Here is an 18,683-nt window from a genome sequence, read left to right as displayed (position 1 = left end):
CTCGGCTCTATTTTACTGAACTGATTTTAAAGGAAAAAAGCCAGCAATTAAGCTGGCTTTTGTTTAGGTCTTAGAAAATTAGGACAGTAATTATCTCAGATTTTTCATAAGTCGTGCAGCTTAGAAGCTGTAAGTTAGACCAACACGGCTACGCAGTTCACGAGTTGCTTTTGTTGATGAAGTGCTAACATCACCAAATTCTACATACGGTGCCCATTGACCCATGATATGGCGGATACTTGCGTTCAACTCGTAGTTGGTATCGTCGTTGTCGTAGATGTCGTATCCATCGGCTTTGTAGTAGTTACCTTCAAAACCAAAGCGCCAGTTTTCCATTGAGTAGTTAACGTTTGCCGTTAGACGGTGACGACGTTGGTTTTCAATGTTTTTCTCAACACCGACAATCTCATCATTATCGTCGATCTGATACTCAGTGGTGCTAGTGTTTTGTCTCATATCGTAACGGTAACGAGCACTTAGGCTTAGACCATCAACACTATCTACTTTGTATGTTGCACGAACTTGAGGCTTATAGGTAACGCCAGATTCACGACCTTCAATTGGCATACCGTAAGTCATGGTCCAGTTATCGTTTAGTACATGACGGTAATTTAGGCCAAGTTCCCAACCGTTATTCTTCAAATCTTCCATGAATTTTCCGTCTTCTCCCTTGAATTTCGCTTCGATATCTACAAGGAAGTTGCCAATGCTATCGCCAAGTTTTACACGGGTAGCGTGTTGATCTGTATGACTTTTGTATTCGTGTCTCATATCGAAAGACGCAGCAGACACAGAGCCAGCAGCGAGTACAGATGCCACAGCAATCACGATTTTAGTTTTATTCATGGTATTAATTCCATATTTATAGGGTGAGTATTGGCCATAATTACGAGCCAAATAGAGTAATTCTGTCTTCAATGCATTTTGTTTTTGAAATAATTTTTTAGTTATTTCTAATTTCTTTTGCATTTAAATAATACAAATATGCTAACGATTTGAAGGCGTATGATCTGTGAATTAGATCGTGTTGTGACGTCGAAATCACCATTTACAAAGGGTTACAAAGTTAGTTTGGCCTGATAAGTTGATGATTTTAGGTGATTTATTTGTTTTCCAATAGCGATTTTTAAGGGTTTTGTTCATCAATAAATGTGCGCTACAGCAAAAAAATTAATCTTTATATGTCATTTTTATTTGTAATACATTATTATTTACTAACTTTCTGTAGCAACACATAACTTTGCTGTGTTGATTACACGAACTGACGGTGTGAAGCCGAATAAGTAAGAATGGTCTTGAAGCTAAATGGATTAAAACCAACTTCTTTAAGAGCATGAGGCATTTGCTTGAGGTGATTTGAAGCTCAAGCAGAGAAGGTTTGAAATGTAGTAGGTAAGGCAGTGACATAGCCTGCTATATAAATATGAACCGATAGAAATGAACAGGGTTCGAATAGTTACCCCTTGTTTTAATCGGCGACAAAGAAGAAATTGTTGAAGTGCTTGCGAAAGCATTTTGATTATTGCTCCCAACTATTCTAATTATAACTTCTGCTTTCCTTTAGAAAGGTAGGAGATGGTAGTCGAAGATCTGCCCTTGCGCTCATGTTGATACAGGCAACATGAGCGTTTTTTTTATCTCAAATTTGAGTAGAGAGTAGCTTGAGGCTCAATAAGCGTTTAAGTCTCGGCCTGAGAGCTAGGCTTTTAGGTTGATGACAGCACGTTCAAGTGAGTCTGTTTGTTCCACTACTGAAGTTGCAGAAGCTGCGTTTTTTGAAGCACTTTTCACATTCGTCATTGTCAGTTGCTTGATGGCATCTACGTTTTCGATGATCTCTGATGTGACCTCACTTTGCTCTTGCATGGCATTAGAAACCTCTAAACTGTTGTCTAGAAAGGTTGCCATATCTGCGATAACGGATGTAATTCTTGAATGCGCCTTCTCGCAAGAGTCGACACTACTATTGCCTTTTTCACAACAATTTTGAATCGTGTTAACTACCATTTGGGTTTGGTTTTGAACCCCTTGAATAATCGTTGAAATCTCTTCGGTTGAAAGTTGAGTTCTGCCTGCCAAGGTCCTTACCTCATCAGCGACCACAGCAAAACCACGACCTTGTTCTCCAGCGCGCGCCGCTTCAATTGCAGCATTCAAAGCGAGTAGGTTGGTTTGTTCAGCAATATCTTTAATTACCTCTAGCACGGTATTAATTTTCTCGGAATGAACAGAGAGGCGGTTCACTTCTTCACTCGCACTTACTAGATCCGTTGAAAGGGTATTGATGGTATCTCTAGTGAAGGCCACGTCGTTTAGGCCATCATTCGCGGTGGCGAAACTGGTTTGCGCATTGAATGAAGCGTTTTCACTGTTGGTTGCCACATTTTGAATATTGCTGCCCATCTGGTTTATCGCGGAAGCAATATTCTCGGTTTGTTGCTGTTGTTTGTTTAAAGCGCTTTCAACTTCCATACCATCGTGCTGAAGTTGATTAGAGATGTTACCGAGTTCTTGAATGGAGCCCTGAACTTGACCGACCAACTGACGAATATCGGTGAGTACGGTATTAAACGCCTTTGCGATATCGGCTATTTCGTCCGTTCCGCTGTCTTCCGCTCTTACGGTAAAGTCACGTTGTTGTGCGACCTGCAGCATGGTTGAGTTTAACGAAGCTATTTTCTTCGCGACACGAGATGAAATGCCAAAGGATAGCGTCATCAGTACTGCAGCAACGGTAATAATAGAACCGACAATAAAGGTCGTAATAACTTGTTGAATTGACTCGACCTGCTGTTCCAAGCGGCCTTCAAGGTTGATGAATATCGAGATGATGTCTTCAAAGAGCATCTTCATTTCTGATTTCAGTTCTGCGATTTTTGCCGGATTTCGATCAATCGCGTCCACCATCAAAGAGAAGTCTTTGTCGTATTGCTTCACTTCAAGTGTCAGTTTTTCTAGCTCAGGAACTGAAATATCAGACTCTTTGAGCAAGACGGAAAAGCTACCCATTAACTGTTGAAAGTGTGAGTATTCTTTGGAGAATTCAGGTTTGAGGCTTTTGTCATGAGTGATTAGAAACTCTAGTTCTGTTCGATTCAGTTGAAGCATCGAAACTTCGAGTGACTTTACTTTGATCAGCGTTTTCTCAAGTTTGATTAACTTTAGATTGGCCAGTTCTGTGAATGACACAACAATCAATAAAGAAACAATCGACAAGCAAGCTAGGCTAAAAAGGGAGGTTTTAATTTTCATAGGTGGCACCAAAGCAAAACAATATGACTCAACAACGTATTTAGAATCGTGTTTCTCTTATTTGCGGGTAGATAGCTTACAAGGACGTAATTGAGATCTGACTCGCAACGAAAACGTTTGCTAACAATATTTTATAAAGTGATTATTAACAAGTTAAATATTTATTATTTCAATGACTATTGGTGATTGTTTTGTCACTAGAGGGAGTGCTGTAAATAATAGTGAAGGGAACGAGGTAAAGTCGGACTAAAGTGATGAGGGGAGTGGTAGTGAAAAGAGAAAGTAATAAAGGCTACGAACATTCACGTTTGTCACATGAATGCTCGTTTCTCTTGTCGTGTTACTGTAGTCGTTTCGCTGTATGAGACCAACTCTGTAAGAGCCGTGCTCTAGGCTTAGCTTTCTGTGGGCATCCACACCTGTTTAGAGGTGACTTTGTGGTCTTTAAAGGTCAGTTCTTCAACCTTGTCGCCGTTAGTATTCCAACGAGTAAGTTTTCCGTTCGCGACTTCACCTTCATCAAACTTCGCTTGGCTGGCCTTGTTACCGTTCGGGTAGTAGTCCGTTACTAATCCATCTTTTTGTCCGTCGCTGTATTCCGCCGTTAGGCTTTGTTCCCCATTGGGATACCAGCGAGAAGCGGTGCCTGATAGTTCATTATCTTTATAATTGAGTTCTGCTTTTTTCTGTCCGTTTGGATACCAGGTTTCAGCTTTGCCTTGCAGTTCACCTTTTACGTAATTCACTTTAGAAGCGACTTGACCATTCGGATACCAGTTAGTTTCTAGGCCAAGTTCCAAGCCATCGGCAAACTGAGCTTGGGTCGCGACTTGGCCGTTATCGAACTTCTCTTCAAATTGACCAGTAAAGGGTTTTGAATGGTTTACTTGGTAAGCCACGCCTTTACGCATCTGTAAGTAGTCAACAGCATCCTCACGTGGTGTTGCTGCATAGCTCATAGAAGATACCGCACTAAGAGCAATTAAGATTGGAACGTATTTCTTCATAATGACACCTTTTAATTGAACGGGGGAAAGTGTAACGGGTGTGTTAAAAGCATTTCACTTTCGCGTATCCCTGTCAGCATCTAATAGTGGTTTTCAAGTTTTCATTATTGGCCACTTAATATAAGGAACTTTTCAAAGCAAATTCTTGCTCATATTTGTACTACAAATGAGTTGGTTTTATTCATTTTTATAAATTATATCTAAGCGTGTTTTTGTTGTTCGCCTTTGAGCTTTAATCGTGACGAATAATGATTTTTGACGATGATTTTGCGGTTTATAGAGACCTTGTTCACGTTTTACGAGGTTTTGGTCGAAATTTAGTGAGGATAACTGCACTGAGTTGAAGAATTACGCTGCTAGGTGGTGCAACTTTGAGCTCGATCACTTGTATGATTAATTGAGTGTCAGACTGTAAGATCACTGTCACGCATTTAGATTATTGTAGTACAAATATGCTTGCCATCTATCTATAGTGACCTCAACAAAAAAACATAAATAAAAGGTCTAACGATGGAACTCAATACCCTGATAGTTGGCATCTACTTCCTATTCTTAATTGCGATAGGGTGGATGTTCCGAACGTTTACAAGTACGACAAGTGATTACTTCCGTGGGGGAGGTAATATGCTGTGGTGGATGGTAGGTGCAACTGCATTTATGACCCAGTTCAGTGCTTGGACATTTACTGGTGCAGCAGGTAAAGCCTTTACCGATGGTTTTGCCGTAGCGATTATCTTCATCGCGAACGCATTCGGTTACCTAATGAACTACCTTTACTTCGCTCCGAAGTTCCGCCAACTGCGCGTTGTGACGGTAATTGAAGCGATTCGTATGCGTTTTGGTAAGGTGAATGAACAAGTGTTTACTTGGTCTGGCATGCCAAACAGCGTTATCTCTGCAGGTATCTGGTTGAACGGCCTTGCGATCATCGCATCAGGTATCTTCGGCTTTGATATGACAACGACGATTGTCCTAACGGGACTGGTTGTACTGGTGATGTCAGTAACAGGCGGCTCTTGGGCGGTAATCGCATCTGACTTTATGCAGATGGTTATCATCATGGCGGTAACGGTGACGTGTGCTGTGGTTGCGATTTACCACGGTGGCGGCGTTACGCAGATCATTAGTGATTTCCCAACAGATTCATTCATCACAGGTGACAACCTTAACTACCTAAGCATCTTTAGTATTTGGGCTGTGTTCATCTTCTTAAAGCAGTTCAGCATTACCAACAACATGCTTAACTCTTACCGCTACCTTGCTGCGAAAGATTCAAACAACGCACGTAAAGCAGCCCTGCTTGCTTGTGTACTAATGACGCTTGGCCCAATCATTTGGTTCATGCCTTCTTGGTTCATGGCTGGTCAAGGTGTTGATTTAGCAGCAGCTTACCCTGAAGCTGGCAGCAAAGCCGCTGACTTCGCTTACCTTTACTTTGTTCAAGAATACATGCCTGCAGGTATGGTTGGTCTTCTGATTGCCGCTATGTTTGCTGCGACTATGTCTTCAATGGATTCAGGTCTAAACCGCAATTCAGGTATCTTCGTTAAGAACTTCTACGAGCCGATTCTTCGCCCGAAAGCGACAGAGAAAGAGCTAATGGTCGTTTCTAAACTTACGTCTACTTTCTTCGGTATCGCGATCATCTTGGTTGCTCTGTTCATCAACTCTCTTAAAGGTCTGAGCCTTTTCGACACCATGATGTACGTGGGCGCATTGATCGGCTTCCCAATGACCATTCCAGCATTCTGTGGCTTCTTCATCCGTAAAACACCGGATTGGGCAGGCTGGGGCACGCTAGTTGTAGGTGGTGTGGTTTCTTACTTCGTTGGTTTCGTTATCACGGCTGACATGATCCAAAACTGGTTCGGTTTGAATGAACTGACAGGCCGTGAATGGTCTGACCTGAAAGTGGCTATCGGCCTTATTGGTCACATCATATTTACTGCTGGCTTCTTTGTTCTTTCAACGCTGTTCTACAAGCCATTACCAGAGCACCGCGAGAAAGACGTAGACAAGTTCTTCAACAACCTAGCGACACCACTAGTTGCTGAAAGTAACGAGCAGAAGAAATTGGATAACAAGCAACGTCGTATGTTGGGTTCACTTATCGCAGTCGCGGGTGTGGGCGTAATGACAATGTTCGTACTGCCTAACCCAATGTGGGGACGCATGGTGTTTGTTCTTTGTGGCTTGATTGTATTCTCTGTCGGTTTGCTTCTGGTTAAAGCGGTTGATGACAAAGTCGAGCAACAAAACGACGAAGTTACCTCTACAGAAAGCTAACGCCTACAAGATTCTAAAAATAGATACTCAAAAATAGAGTGTTAACACATCGGCCACCCACTTGGGTGGCCGTTAATTTGATAATCCAAGATTCAATGTGAGATGTACGATGAAAAAAAAATTAATTTCGATAAGCATTATTAGTGCGTTTACGTTAGCTTTCGCTACGGGCTGCACAAGCCAAGATACACCGGCACCAGTGATCAACGTGGCTGAACAAGCTACGCCTGCTATTAGCGAAATCGACCGTAGTTACCTTTTGAGCAGTGACCGTTTAACTGAGGTTGATGGCAACACATTAGACGTTGCATCAGAAGAGCAAGTAGCCGCGCTTAAAGCACAATTTGAAAACCTAAAAGATGGCGACGAAGTTGTTATTCCTAACGGTAAATACGCGAACTTAGGTCAAGTGACGATTACCGCGAATGACATTACCGTTAAAGCAGAGCAAGCCGGTTCTGTATGGTTAACTGGCCTAGTTCAATTTGAACTTAAAGGTGATGACATTACGCTAGATGGCTTAGTGTTTACCGAAGGTGGTCCAAACGAAAGATTTGGTGGCGTTCGAATGATGGGCGACAACAACACTTTACAGAATTCAACCTTTTACTACTTTAACCACGCTTATGAATATCAACCCGATGAGCGTCGTTCCGAATACCCGAGATACCTGTGGGTTTCTCTGTGGGGTAAAGACGGCAAAGTGATCAACAACCGCTTTGAAGGTAAGCAAAAGCGCGGCACTTTGATTGGTGTGCAAAAAGATGATTCTGCAGACAATCACTTGATTGCTAATAATATCTTTATGGATCAGAAACCGAATCAGTTTAATGAATTCGACATCAAAGAAGCGATTCGTTACAACGGCAATAGCTGGGAAGCACTTCGTATTGGTGATTCAAAATCCTCTCAGTGGGATTCCAATTCAAAATTCGTTAATAACTTGATGATCGACATGGATGGCGAGCGTGAGCTTGTCTCAGTTAAGTCGGGTGGCAACACAATTTCTGGAAATACAATTTTTGAAAGTTCTGCTTTGATTTCTTTGCGTCATGGTAAAGGAAGTAGTGTTGAAAATAACATTATTCTAGGTAATAAAAAGAACTTAACTGGTGGCATTCGAATCTATGATGAAGACCATGTTATCCGTAATAACTACATTGCGAATACACGTGGACGTGACGGTGTGATTGAAGGCAATGCTGACCTACGTGGTGGTATCGTGATTAATACAGGTATCATTGATGTGGCAAACGGCGAAGAGCTAGATCAGTCGGTGAAGGGCAAAGAGCTGAACAAGCAGTGGACGCCGAAAAACATCACCATCGAGAACAACTCGTTGGTTGATACACAGTGGGGCATTATCTATGGCAATCAAACTCACCGTGTGAGCCTGTTCAATAATGCAGAAGTTGAAAAGATTTATGCCGGTGTTGATATCGCGTTTAACAATAATGTTGTCGACAATTCAGAGTCTCCAGAGTTTGTCAGTGTTCGCGCAACGCAAGATTATCCGTTAGTAGGCGCCACGTATGACAGTGAGACATATGTTGGCCAAGTGACAGCATCTGAGCAGATCTCTAGCTACTCCGTTGAGTTACCAGCAATGACCGTCACTAATGGCATGAACGCTTACCAAGGTGAAGGTGCAGATGTGTCTAAACTGGCTGTGGTAACGGCTGAAACAGCAGGTCCAGATTACGTGCTTGAAAACACAAAGAAGTAACGCGGAATAAAGTCAGTTTTTAACTGGCAACGATAAAAACGAGCCCCAGAGCGTGTCAGCGTTCTGGGGCTTTTTAGGTTCTAGGTTCTAGATTCTAAGCTAAATATCTTAGAAGCTAGGCTTGAGGCTCAAGTTAGGATTTGTATTTATGCAGCAGATCCCAAGGGATATTGCATAAGTGGTGATCCTCAGGATATTGGCTTAGGTGATGCTGGTGGATATCGTCACTGGCGACGTATTTGGTCAACGGCAAAACCTCTAGAGCGATTCGGTCTGCGTCGTCGCGTGATGCAATGTAGCGCTCGGCTTCCGTTAGGTGCAGGGCGTTAGTGCTGTAAACACCAGTGCGATACTTCTTACCCACATCGACGCCCTGTTTGTTTACGCTGTATGGGTCGATGATCTCAAACAGATGTTCCATCAGAATCGTGACAGACGTGATACTCGGATCAAACTCTATTTGGACACACTCCGCGTAACCATCATAAGCGTTTTGGGTCTCATCGCTTTGTGTTGTTTCGTTTTCTGTTGGTTGGGTGCTTCCATTGGCACGACCGGCTTCTGTGCTGATCACGCCGGGCACATACTTGATGAACTCTTGCACGCCCCACAAGCATCCGCCGGCTAAATAAATTTGTTCCATACTTCTCTTTGAGCTCTCTGTGTTTGTTGCTGGCGACTCATTGTGAATAGACCGCCGAGGTAACGATGGCTACATGCATATCAATAGCTTGGAGCATGCTTAAATACGTGATAGAACCGTATATAAAACAGGCTTATAAAAACAAGCGCTTAAGCATTGTAAAACAGTGCCACTGAACAGACTTAAGTAAAATGCGATGATGTGATTATATAAGTCATCGCGCCTTGTCACCAACCCGAATCTCAACATCAAGTGAGAGTTAGTCTAACCATGTTTGATCAAATAAAAGACTTCATTAACCCGAGCAAGAACCCCGATCTCACTCAGGCCCATGAATATCAGCGCAAACACCTTCCTACATTGTGGCTGTTGGGCAAAACAGGGGCGGGCAAGTCATCGTTTATTCAAGCGGTCACGGGCGACTCTTCTGTTGAAGTGGGTAATGGTTTTGCGCCATGCACCATGACGGCAATGTCGTATGCGTTCCCTCAAGACAAACCGGTCATGCGATTTCTCGATACCCGAGGGCTGGGTGAGGCCGATTACGATCCGGCAGACGATCTTAAAGAGATCGGTCAAGCGGGCAATGCGCTCGTCGTGGTGATGAAAGTCGATGAGCCTGAACAATCCGCTGTGCTTGCCGCTCTGCAACAGATTAAGAAGCAAAAGAAGATTAAGCACTTACTGCTTGTTCATACCGCTGTGTTGTCTTCCAATGAAGCAGACCGCGCAAGGCAAATTCAATTCAACACCAACCAAATAGAGAAGGTGTGGGGAAAGGAATTTGAATCGGTCGCGGTGGATTTTGAAACGGATGGTTCGAGCAACAATAGTGGCGCAATCTACAATTATGAAGCGTTGATTGAACAGCTGACTAATATGCTTCCTGTTATCGGAATGATGGTGGTCGATAAAGAGCATTCTACTCAAGAAGAGGCCAACTTTGACCAAGTAGAAAACGAAGTGCTTTGGTACGCAGGAAGTGCAGCGGCCAGTGATTTGATTCCGGGTGTTGGTTTGGTGTCTGTGCCTGCAATTCAAGCGAAGATGCTCCACAGTTTGGCAAACCAATATGGGGTTGAATGGAACAAGAGAGTCTTTAGCGAGCTAATAGGCACTTTGGGAAGCAGCTTTGCAGTGCAATACGGCATGAAGCTGGGCACTCGACAGCTGATAAAGTTGATTCCGGTTTATGGTCAAACGGTCGGAGCGGTTGCAGCCGCCGCCATGAGTTTCGGCACCAGCTATGGTTTAGGCCGAGCGGCGTGTTTTTACTTCTATCATAAGAACAAAGGTGAAGAAGTGTCTGAACAAGAGATGCAGAAGATCTACAAAGAATCCCTGAAAAAAGGAAAGGCGGCGTCGGGTTATGAAGAAAATTAGAAATCTATTTAGATTACTGGCAGTGCTATCGAGCGGCCGCTGGGGTATTGCTCTGATTTCGGCCATCTTCCCAAGCATTATCATGATGGGTTTTGGTGTTTTCTTGGCGGTTAAATACGGCTATCTGTTGGAAATGTCGATTGCCATTGCCATGAGTACCTTGGTGTTCACCATTCCTTTATACATTTCTAGCCGTTCTTCTAGTCAACCCATTTATAGCAATACGTCTGCCAATCCAGAAAGAGAGGGTGAAACCGAATCATCGCCTAAGAGTGCTGATATCAATGAGGCGTTAGTAAAGGATGCGATGGTCAAAGCATCCGATGAATGGTCGCAAGCTGAGCTGTTGATTTGGAATGATTCAAAACACTATGTGCGACAGCAATTAAGTAACGAAATAGAGTGGGGTAACCTCGACCAAACTGGTTTAGAGGTGCTTGAGTTTGTCGCCAAAAAGTTTGATAAGAAATCGCTCGATTTTTCGATTCCTGAAGGGCTTAAGTTATTTGAAGAGGTTAGCCGCCGCTATAAGTTGGTGGTGAAAGAACACATTCCGGGCATTGAGTATCTTAAGGTTTCATACATCAAAGCGGGCTACGAAGCCTATGACAAATATGGTGAGCTAGGGCAGAAGATCTTCAAAGCGGCTATTTGGGGTAACCACCTTAAAAACCTATATTTGAATCCACTCAAGGTGATTTCTGATTTAGGTCGAGAGCAAGCGACATCTACCATGACTAAAGGTGTGGTAGATGACATGCAATATGCTGCCAAACAAGCTTTACTCGATGAAGTAGCTGCGGTCGCAATTGATCTCTATAGCGGTCGATTCAGCATTGAAGATGAGGCACTGAAAGCGTCCGATGTTTCTGAACTTGATGAACAACGTTTTGCTCCTGAATTAGAGCCTGTACGAATTGTGCTGGTGGGGCAAACCAGCTCTGGGAAGTCCTCACTCATTAATGCGCTTAAGCAAGAGCTTGTTGCCGAGGTCGACGTTCTGCCATCAACCGATAGTTCAACCGTTTACAACGCGTTTGTCGATGACAATGATGTTCGCGTGGTTGATCTTCAGGGGCTTGATGGCAATCCTAAAACCGAAGCCTTAATGCTGAAAGAGATGACTCAAGCCGATGTGGTGCTTTGGGTGCTTAAAGCCAATCAATCGGCTCGTGAGTTGGATAAACAGTTGAAGGGCAAGTTTGACGCTTTCTATGAAGAGCCGAAGAACATCTCACGTAAGAAGCCGATAGTTGTCACGGTTGTCAATCAAGTAGATAGATTAAAGCCTGTAGACGATTGGCAACCGCCGTATGATTTAGATAGCCCAACATCGGCGAAAGCGAAGATCATTGCTCAAGCGCTCGAATATAATCAAACACTGCTACAACCCGATATTGCATTGCCACTGGCGATTGCTCCTGAAAAAGCGCAGTTTGGTTTAGATGTATTAAGGCAAACGTTGCTCGAGCGTATCGCTGACGCAAACAATGTGCAGAGAAACCGCCAACGTTTTGAAGCAATGAAAAGAGGGACGTCGGTTAAAGGGCAGCTTAACAAAGCGGTAAAAGCCGGTAAGAAGGTGGCACCCAGTGCGCTGAAAGCCGCGACACCGAAGTTAGCTGAAATGGCGATTAAACAAGTGGTTAAGAAGAAGTAACCCGATTTAATGGCAATAGCTATGGCAGTAATACAAACACAAGCAATTAAGCTCTGATGAGGCTGAAGTTAACTTAACTCAGTGATTATCAGAGCTTGTTTTATTTACCATTAGTTATAATTAATCCTCTATTACCGCAGTGAATTTTCAACGCTTAGTTAATTCCATGAACTAGTTTAATAGTATATAAACTGACGATATTCACAGTTTATATAATACGCTATCGTATTTAATTACCATTCTAAATATTGATCACATTTATACTTTTCTAAGCTTTATTTATAAAATAATTTCACTATATTTATATTTCGGATCATCTTGATTTCAACTTAGGGATATATTGTGAACATGTATCTGAAATGGCAATCAACAACTTGGCTAACCTTGTTAGCTTGGTATACTTTAGATCACCAGCTCTCGTTCCACCTTTCTTCAGAGTAGTACCTTCTAGGCGTCACGCGCCAGCAGAGCCCTTGAGCTTTGCCCAATCCTATTAATTTCGTCTTTAAGATATGTCGTAACTCATGCGTTTTCTGTTTGTATTGTTGTGCATCGGTTTCTTTATCTCTTAGTCATTATTAATTGGACTCCAATCAATACGTCATTGATTAAATAATTTATTTCTAGCTATTAATTTTTATCGTAATTATCACGAGTGTGATCGTGCGTTAAATAAAATTAATGGTGATGACTCGTGACATCTAAAAATAATGAATTTGGCTTTTTCCCCTTAAGCTGAATTTGTTGAAAGGTACTATTATGGAAAATTTCAAACATCTACCAGAACCGTTTCGTATTCGCGTTGTAGAACCAGTAAAAAGAACAACTCGCGCTTATCGTGAGCAAGCCATTGTCGAAGCGGGTATGAATCCATTTCTACTCGACAGTGATGACGTGTTCATCGATTTGCTGACCGACAGCGGTACAGGTTCAATCACACAACGTATGCAAGCTGCGATGTTGATGGGTGATGAAGCCTACAGTGGCAGTCGCAGTTACTATGCACTGTCGAATGCGGTTAAGGATATCTTCGGCTATAAATTGACGATTCCAACACACCAAGGGCGTGGCGCAGAGCAGATTTACATTCCTGTTTTGATTAAGAAGCGTGAAATGGAAAAGGGACTCGACCGCAGCAAAATGGTCGCTTTGTCGAACTACTTCTTCGATACCACGCAAGGCCACACTCAAGTGAATTGCTGCGTGGCGAAGAACGTTTATACCAAAGAAGCGTTTGATACCTCAGTGAATGCCGACTTCAAAGGAAACTTCGATATCGTGAAATTGGAAGAGGCGATCTTAGAAGCGGGCGCTGCCAACGTTCCTTACATTGTGAGTACCATTACTTGTAACTCTGCTGGTGGACAGCCAGTGTCTATCGCCAACCTAAAAGCCGTTTATGAAATCGCTCAGAAGTACGATATTCCTGTGATCATGGACTCTGCGCGCTACGCTGAAAATGCTTACTTCATTCAGCAACGTGAAGCGGGTTATCAGGATTGGACCATCGAACAGATCACGCGTGAGTCATACAAATACGCAGATGGTTTGGCTATGTCGGCCAAGAAAGATGCCATGGTACAAATGGGCGGTTTGTTGTGCTTTAAAGACGACTCCTTCATGGATGTGTACACAGAGTGTCGCACCTTGTGTGTTGTGCAAGAGGGTTTCCCAACTTATGGTGGCTTGGAAGGCGGCGCGATGGAGCGTCTTGCGGTTGGCCTTTATGACGGCATGCGTCAAGATTGGTTGGAGTATCGCATCGGTCAGGTTCAATACCTCGTTGATGGCTTAGAAGCGATGGGCATCGTATGTCAACAAGCAGGCGGTCACGCTGCGTTTGTGGATGCGGGTAAACTGTTACCTCATATTCCTGCTGGTCAGTTCCCAGCACATGCTTTGGCGTGCGAACTGTACAAAGTAGCCGGTATTAGAGCGGTTGAGATTGGTTCGTTATTGCAAGGCCGTGATCCTGCAACGGGCGAGCAACATCCATGCCCTGCGGAGTTATTACGCTTAACCATTCCACGCGCGACGTACACACAAACCCACATGGATTTCATTATCGAAGCGTTCGAAAAAGTGAAAGAGAACGCAGGTAAAGTGAAAGGGCTCGACTTTACCTATGAACCGCCAGTATTAAGACACTTTACGGCGCGCTTGAAAGAGGTAGAAGTAAGCGAGAAACAAGCAGGAAAAAAGAATGAACAAACGCTCGAAGAAGCATTTTAAAATAAAAACATAAGCGAATAGTCACAATCACAAAGGCTCCTGTTGGAGCCTTCTTTTCATTAAAAACATCAGAGACGTATAGGCAAAGCTACGTTTACTTACTGCTTAGGACGGACTTTAAAATAGTAAGAAGCCATTGATTTATCGGTGCGTCTTTTTGCGAACGACGACAACTCATCACATAGCTTACGTCGATAGTGAGTTTCTCCGGCAAGTCAATACTGCGACATCCCTCTGGCACGCTCCCATCGAGTGTGATTCCAAAATGGTCCGACTTTAAAATGATGTCGTGAACCATAGCTGGATGGTCAATTTCTACTTTTGGGGTGACGTTAAATCCCACCTTTCTAAGGCGGTCGAGTATTGGATATCTATAGTCATTCCAGCCGGGTGTTTTAAATAGAATGATCGGGTAATTTACGAGTGCCTCGAAGTTCTTCGCTTTGTGACCATCTCGAACAAAGAACACGATTTTTCCTTTTCCAACCTCATTTTGACTAATGGATTGTGGTAGGGTCTCATCGAAATAATGAACAGAGATGGCTTCTTCTCCGTCGATGATTCTGTTTTTCGTGTTCGTTCCCCATCTAACAAATGAATACGATGCTTTGGGAGCCTCTTTGGTCAAAGCAAGATAGAGTGTTGCACCGAATTGTTCCCAGAGCAGGGTATTGGCGTAGATGGTGACATCACCTTTATAGGTCTGAGGCCTAAATTCTTGGTGTTTTATCGCCTCAACTCCCTCGAGTATTTGGTCGAAGTTTGCCATGTTTGCTTCAACAAACGATGTGGGCTCAAAGCCCTGTTTAGATTGAATGAACAATGGGTCATCGAGTTGATTTTTGAGTTTAGCTAAATTTTTACTGATCGCGCCCGGCGTTTTGCCTAATGATTCTGCCACTAAACTGACATTACGAAGTTCATACATACGCTTGATGACTAAGATATTCTGAATATCTAGGTTGATGTCCACAGGCTCTCCAAATGATTCCCTTTATAGGTAGCAATCTCTGTGTGGTAGGCGACAGAGATTATGCGACTCCAATATCATAATGGCAGTACAAAACCAATAAGACAGCATAGCGTCAGAACTTCTCTAATTCCTTGATTTTCCGTTTGGTAAATCTTGCTTTTCCTCGTGTTGTTAGCATTCCAGCGCTAAGGTGACCTCAACAAAGAAACACTAAAATCTATCGAACAAAGAATTAAAAATACCAGAGGTGATGTATGAAGACGTTAATCGCATTAGGTTTAATGACTATCTCAATGAACACGGCTTTTGCTGCAGATAATAGCTATGCTGACACTCGTGTAAGTAAAGGCGAAGAAATTAAGGCTGAGCGTGTAGAATCTGACTTAACACTAGAAGGAAGAAATGATGCCGCTTTAGGTGGAATTAAATTCCAAAAGAATTTTGATAAAGACCAACCTATCCAGCTTAAAGGTCGTCGTGACTAACGTTTAAACAGTGTTTGCCATTGTCATAATAAATGCTGTGCCCTCGGGGGCAGCGTTTTTCGTTTTGGGCTAGAGAGTCTTTTATAAAATTTAGCCATCTAGCCTTGGAATGGTGCGTAACGTGTGGCATTTTGTTTTTCTATTAATGTTAACTCGCGACTTGGTGTGCGCTCGAATGACACATAAACAAACGAAGACTCGACAAGGATTAGGAATGAATCGAAAAGAAACAGGAATGATTCGTCATATTTTGCTGATTAAGTTTAAAGAAGATGCAGAAGTTTCTGAAATAGAGAAGCTGAAAGGATTGTTTGAAGCAATGCCAAGCAAGGTGGAAGGCGTAACTTCAGTCGAGTGGGGTCTAAATGACAGCCCTGAAAACAAAAACCAAGGTTATACCCATTCGGTGCTAATGACGTTCGCCGATGAAGAAGGCCGTCAGAACTACCTTCCACATCCAGAGCATGATGCGCTGAAAGAAGTGTTTCGTCCGTTACTGGATGACATTATCGTGTTTGACTATTCATTGTAATCCGCTTAGAACGGTCTTCCCTTGAAGGATAAAGCTCAAAGTGCAAACTGATAAAAGCGTATAAACCGAAAGTAGATTTACTTACAGCATATACGCTTAAGCTATCTCAAATAGCGGGTTAGGGATCAAGATAAGAATCTCTAACCAGTGCAAATCGATTATTCTGTAGTTGCAATCGTGACGGGTGCAAACGATGCGACAGCATTTCCGCTTACGCCCGGACGATCTACATAAGGCGTGTTCTGCATTAAGGTGTAGTACACGTCCACGAAGTCATCATCATTGACTAATACGCCATATTTGAGAGGTTCGTTCTAACTCAATCTAAACGCAATGTTAGGCCAGAATAGTTCGAGTATCCGCGCAGTAACACATGATAGGTGACACCCGGTTGAGCGCTCACACTGCACTGCTCATTGTTGCCAGCGCGATAAGGGCGACAGTCGTAACTGGATGTGGTTGGTTTGCTGCCCGATTTCACATAAAGGTCGGCATCGCCTGAACCGCCAGACATTAAAACCGTCACGTTTGATGCAGAATCCACAGTGAAGGTGTAGAAGCTCTCTGAGGATTGATTCCCGCTTAGGTTCGCAATCGGTGTGCCTTTCGTCAGTACATTGCCAGTTGGCGGCGTGACACCACAGCTTGCATTCACGCCTACGGTGTTAAATGCATCTTCAACATCGGCAACCACATAACCCATGTCTGCTGCGGCTTTCGCTACGCCACACGCACCGGCATCAAAGGTACTGTTTGCCGTCCAATACAGTTGGTTTGCGACTGTGAATATTTCAAAGCCCTTACGTACATTCCAACCCGATTTGTTCGCTAGAAGGTAAAAGGCGCGGTTATAAACACCGCTAGACAAGTGAACGTTCAAACCGTCGTAGTATTGAGAGGCATGGTCAATCGAGCGGCCATCTTTTGATGGTTGGTCAAAGTAACGCAAACCACCTTCTGATTTGAATATATCGCTACCCACAATCCAATCCACATTGCCACGCAAATAGTATTCAGCCGCTTCGCCCGCAATATCGGAGAAGGCTTCGTTAATACCGCCCGACATGTTTCTGTAAACAAGCCCCGAGTTCTGCTCTGTGAACCCGTGGCTGACTTCGTGAGCGCTCACGTTAATATCGACCAATGGATAGAAGGTGCTGCCACCATCGCCAAAGGTCATTGATGAACCATTCCAAAACGCATTCTCGTAATTCGAGCTGTAGTGAACACGCATCGTCAGTTGGAAAGTTAACGGCGAGGTATTCATCCACTCTTTGTACATATCAAACACGACATTACCGAAGTAGTGCGCATCGTTAAGAGGCGAGTAAGCACCGTTAATGTATTTGTGATCGGTGTAGTTGGTTCCGTCGGCACAGTTGTAGCTGTAGGCTGCGCTGCCAGACGTTCCGTTCCTCAAATCGACTGTCTTAACTGATTCATTTTCTAACTTACACGTGGTACCTGTCTTATCGATGGGAAAACTAGGGAAGTCACTGCCATATTCATATTGAGTGGTTTTGAGGTTACCGCCGGGGCCAGTACCAGACGATTTAGCATGGTTTAATCCATTCCATTTTTGGATTACTTCGCCAGTCATGGCATTAATAAAGTAAAAAGGGCGCTCTGGATAAGAGGAAGCGATAAAGAAATCGACCAGATACACCATTTGTGCGGTTTGGTTCTCGTCCAGTCTCACCATGAGCTTTGCATTTTTGTTTTCAATCGACTTTTTGCCGACAGTAAAAGTGCGGTGAGAGGAAATCGCGGCTTCGATCGCTTGTTCCTGATTCAGCTTTGGCGCGATGCTGGATAAGTCTCCACTGATCCCTTGTGCCATTGAGCCAAATACCTGAGTGGGTTGGTTCTTAGAAAGGGTGGCGACAACGGAGGTATCAAAGACGGGTAAACCTAAGTGAGTTTGTTGATAGCGGACTTTTGTTTTCCCATTGGGCAATACCACCCGTTTTACTTCAGAAAAACCTAATTCTAGTGGGGCAACACTCTTCGACTGCGCGACGAGGCTTTGTTGTAGCGGTGTATCATTATCGATTCTGACCATTTCTGCAGCGTGTGCAGTAAAGCCGAAAGACGTACCTAGAATGGCTGCTATTTTCCAGCTTAGTTGACGTTGTTGGTTCATTTTTTGTTCCTGATTTTAATATAAACTCCTTCTTCCCAACGGCTTTATAGGAAGTCTATATGCAACATACTTGTGCTATGTGTTGCGAATCAAGATTGGAAGAGCATTTCGGCTTATGACAAGTTTTTATTAGAGATTAAATTTTAGAGTATGTAATTCAAAGTTTACAAAGACTCTTATTGATCAAATTGTTTTTATAAAATCTAATTTTATTATTTATCGTAACTCGATGATGGGGAGGGAGTTATTAAAATCCGCTTTGTTTGAATCGATAGAATAACTTTATCTACGTTAACTTCGATATTTTTCTGTTTTTATCTTAATTATAAACTTGTAAATAGCTTGGTTTTCTTGGCTCTAA

The 18,683-nt window shown here is 43.1% G+C and carries 13 protein-coding genes and 1 pseudogene; 7 read left to right on the top strand and 7 right to left on the bottom strand.

The features are described 5' to 3' along the window. Positions 1 to 120: 120 nt before the first annotated feature. The 3 genes from ITG09_09435 to ITG09_09425 all read right to left on the bottom strand — a co-directional run bounded on the left by ITG09_09435 (position 121) and on the right by ITG09_09425 (position 4,259). Entirely contained in the window at positions 121 to 846 is a 726-nt protein-coding gene (locus tag ITG09_09435) for an N-acetylneuraminic acid outer membrane channel protein NanC (GenBank protein UPR50939.1), read from the bottom strand. Positions 847 to 1,698: 852 nt separating this feature from the next. Next, entirely contained in the window at positions 1,699 to 3,252 is a 1,554-nt protein-coding gene (locus ITG09_09430) for a methyl-accepting chemotaxis protein (protein UPR50938.1), read from the bottom strand. Positions 3,253 to 3,647: 395 nt separating this feature from the next. Beyond that, on the bottom strand, positions 3,648 to 4,259 hold the full coding sequence (locus ITG09_09425) for a toxin-antitoxin system YwqK family antitoxin (protein UPR50937.1): 612 nt from the start codon (positions 4,257 to 4,259) through the stop codon (positions 3,648 to 3,650). A 510-nt stretch (positions 4,260 to 4,769) separates the two neighbouring features. Between ITG09_09425 and ITG09_09420 the strand changes: the two genes are divergently transcribed. Continuing rightward, on the top strand, positions 4,770 to 6,545 hold the full coding sequence (locus ITG09_09420; GenBank protein UPR50936.1) for a transporter: 1,776 nt from the start codon (positions 4,770 to 4,772) through the stop codon (positions 6,543 to 6,545). Positions 6,546 to 6,654: 109 nt separating this feature from the next. Beyond that, positions 6,655 to 8,271 carry a polysaccharide lyase 6 family protein gene (locus tag ITG09_09415; GenBank protein UPR50935.1) on the top strand — a complete coding sequence of 539 codons (1,617 nt, stop codon included), beginning with the start codon at positions 6,655 to 6,657 and terminating at the stop codon, positions 8,269 to 8,271. A 133-nt stretch (positions 8,272 to 8,404) separates the two neighbouring features. Here ITG09_09415 and ITG09_09410 read toward each other — a convergent pair whose 3' ends face one another. Beyond that, entirely contained in the window at positions 8,405 to 8,914 is a 510-nt protein-coding gene (locus ITG09_09410; GenBank protein UPR50934.1) for a peptide-methionine (S)-S-oxide reductase, read from the bottom strand. 270 nt (positions 8,915 to 9,184) lie between these two features. Here ITG09_09410 and ITG09_09405 point away from each other — a divergent pair, with 270 nt between their 5' ends. The 3 genes from ITG09_09405 (at position 9,185) to tnaA (ending at position 14,189) form a co-directional block, all read left to right on the top strand. Beyond that, positions 9,185 to 10,297, top strand: a complete 1,113-nt coding sequence (locus ITG09_09405; GenBank protein UPR50933.1) for a 50S ribosome-binding GTPase — start codon at positions 9,185 to 9,187, stop codon at positions 10,295 to 10,297. Beyond that, positions 10,284 to 11,957 (top strand): 50S ribosome-binding GTPase, encoded by a 1,674-nt coding sequence (locus ITG09_09400; GenBank protein ID UPR50932.1) that lies wholly within the window; start codon positions 10,284 to 10,286, stop codon positions 11,955 to 11,957. The genes ITG09_09405 and ITG09_09400 overlap by 14 nt, the downstream gene beginning before the upstream one ends. A 759-nt stretch (positions 11,958 to 12,716) precedes the next feature. Further along, positions 12,717 to 14,189, top strand: a complete 1,473-nt coding sequence (gene tnaA / locus ITG09_09395; protein UPR50931.1) for a tryptophanase — start codon at positions 12,717 to 12,719, stop codon at positions 14,187 to 14,189. A 94-nt stretch (positions 14,190 to 14,283) separates the two neighbouring features. Here the strand turns inward: tnaA and ITG09_09390 are convergent, their stop codons facing one another. After that, a complete protein-coding gene (locus tag ITG09_09390; GenBank protein UPR50930.1) occupies positions 14,284 to 15,162 on the bottom strand; it encodes a LysR family transcriptional regulator in 879 nt (292 codons plus the stop codon). A gap of 254 nt (positions 15,163 to 15,416) precedes the next feature. Here ITG09_09390 and ITG09_09385 point away from each other — a divergent pair, with 254 nt between their 5' ends. Both ITG09_09385 and ITG09_09380 read left to right on the top strand, forming a co-directional pair. Further along, the gene (locus ITG09_09385; protein ID UPR50929.1) at positions 15,417 to 15,647 is read left to right on the top strand and encodes a hypothetical protein; all 231 of its coding nucleotides are present in this window, start codon (positions 15,417 to 15,419) and stop codon (positions 15,645 to 15,647) included. A 214-nt stretch (positions 15,648 to 15,861) separates the two neighbouring features. Then, positions 15,862 to 16,179 (top strand): Dabb family protein, encoded by a 318-nt coding sequence (locus tag ITG09_09380; GenBank protein ID UPR50928.1) that lies wholly within the window; start codon positions 15,862 to 15,864, stop codon positions 16,177 to 16,179. A 158-nt stretch (positions 16,180 to 16,337) separates the two neighbouring features. Here ITG09_09380 and ITG09_09375 read toward each other — a convergent pair. Continuing rightward, a pseudogene (locus ITG09_09375) lies at positions 16,338 to 16,475 on the bottom strand (DUF3103 family protein). A gap of 23 nt (positions 16,476 to 16,498) precedes the next feature. Continuing rightward, complete coding sequence (locus ITG09_09370) at positions 16,499 to 18,322, bottom strand: M4 family metallopeptidase (protein ID UPR50927.1); 1,824 nt, start codon at positions 18,320 to 18,322, stop codon at positions 16,499 to 16,501. Between the last annotated feature and the right edge of the window lie 361 nt (positions 18,323 to 18,683).

Origin of the sequence: Vibrio cyclitrophicus, assembly GCA_023206055.1 — a bacterium.
In the GTDB taxonomy this organism is placed as follows: Bacteria; Pseudomonadota; Gammaproteobacteria; order Enterobacterales; family Vibrionaceae; genus Vibrio; species Vibrio cyclitrophicus_A.
Note: the sequence above shows the minus strand (reverse complement) of the source record. Positions and strands in the feature narration are given on the sequence as shown.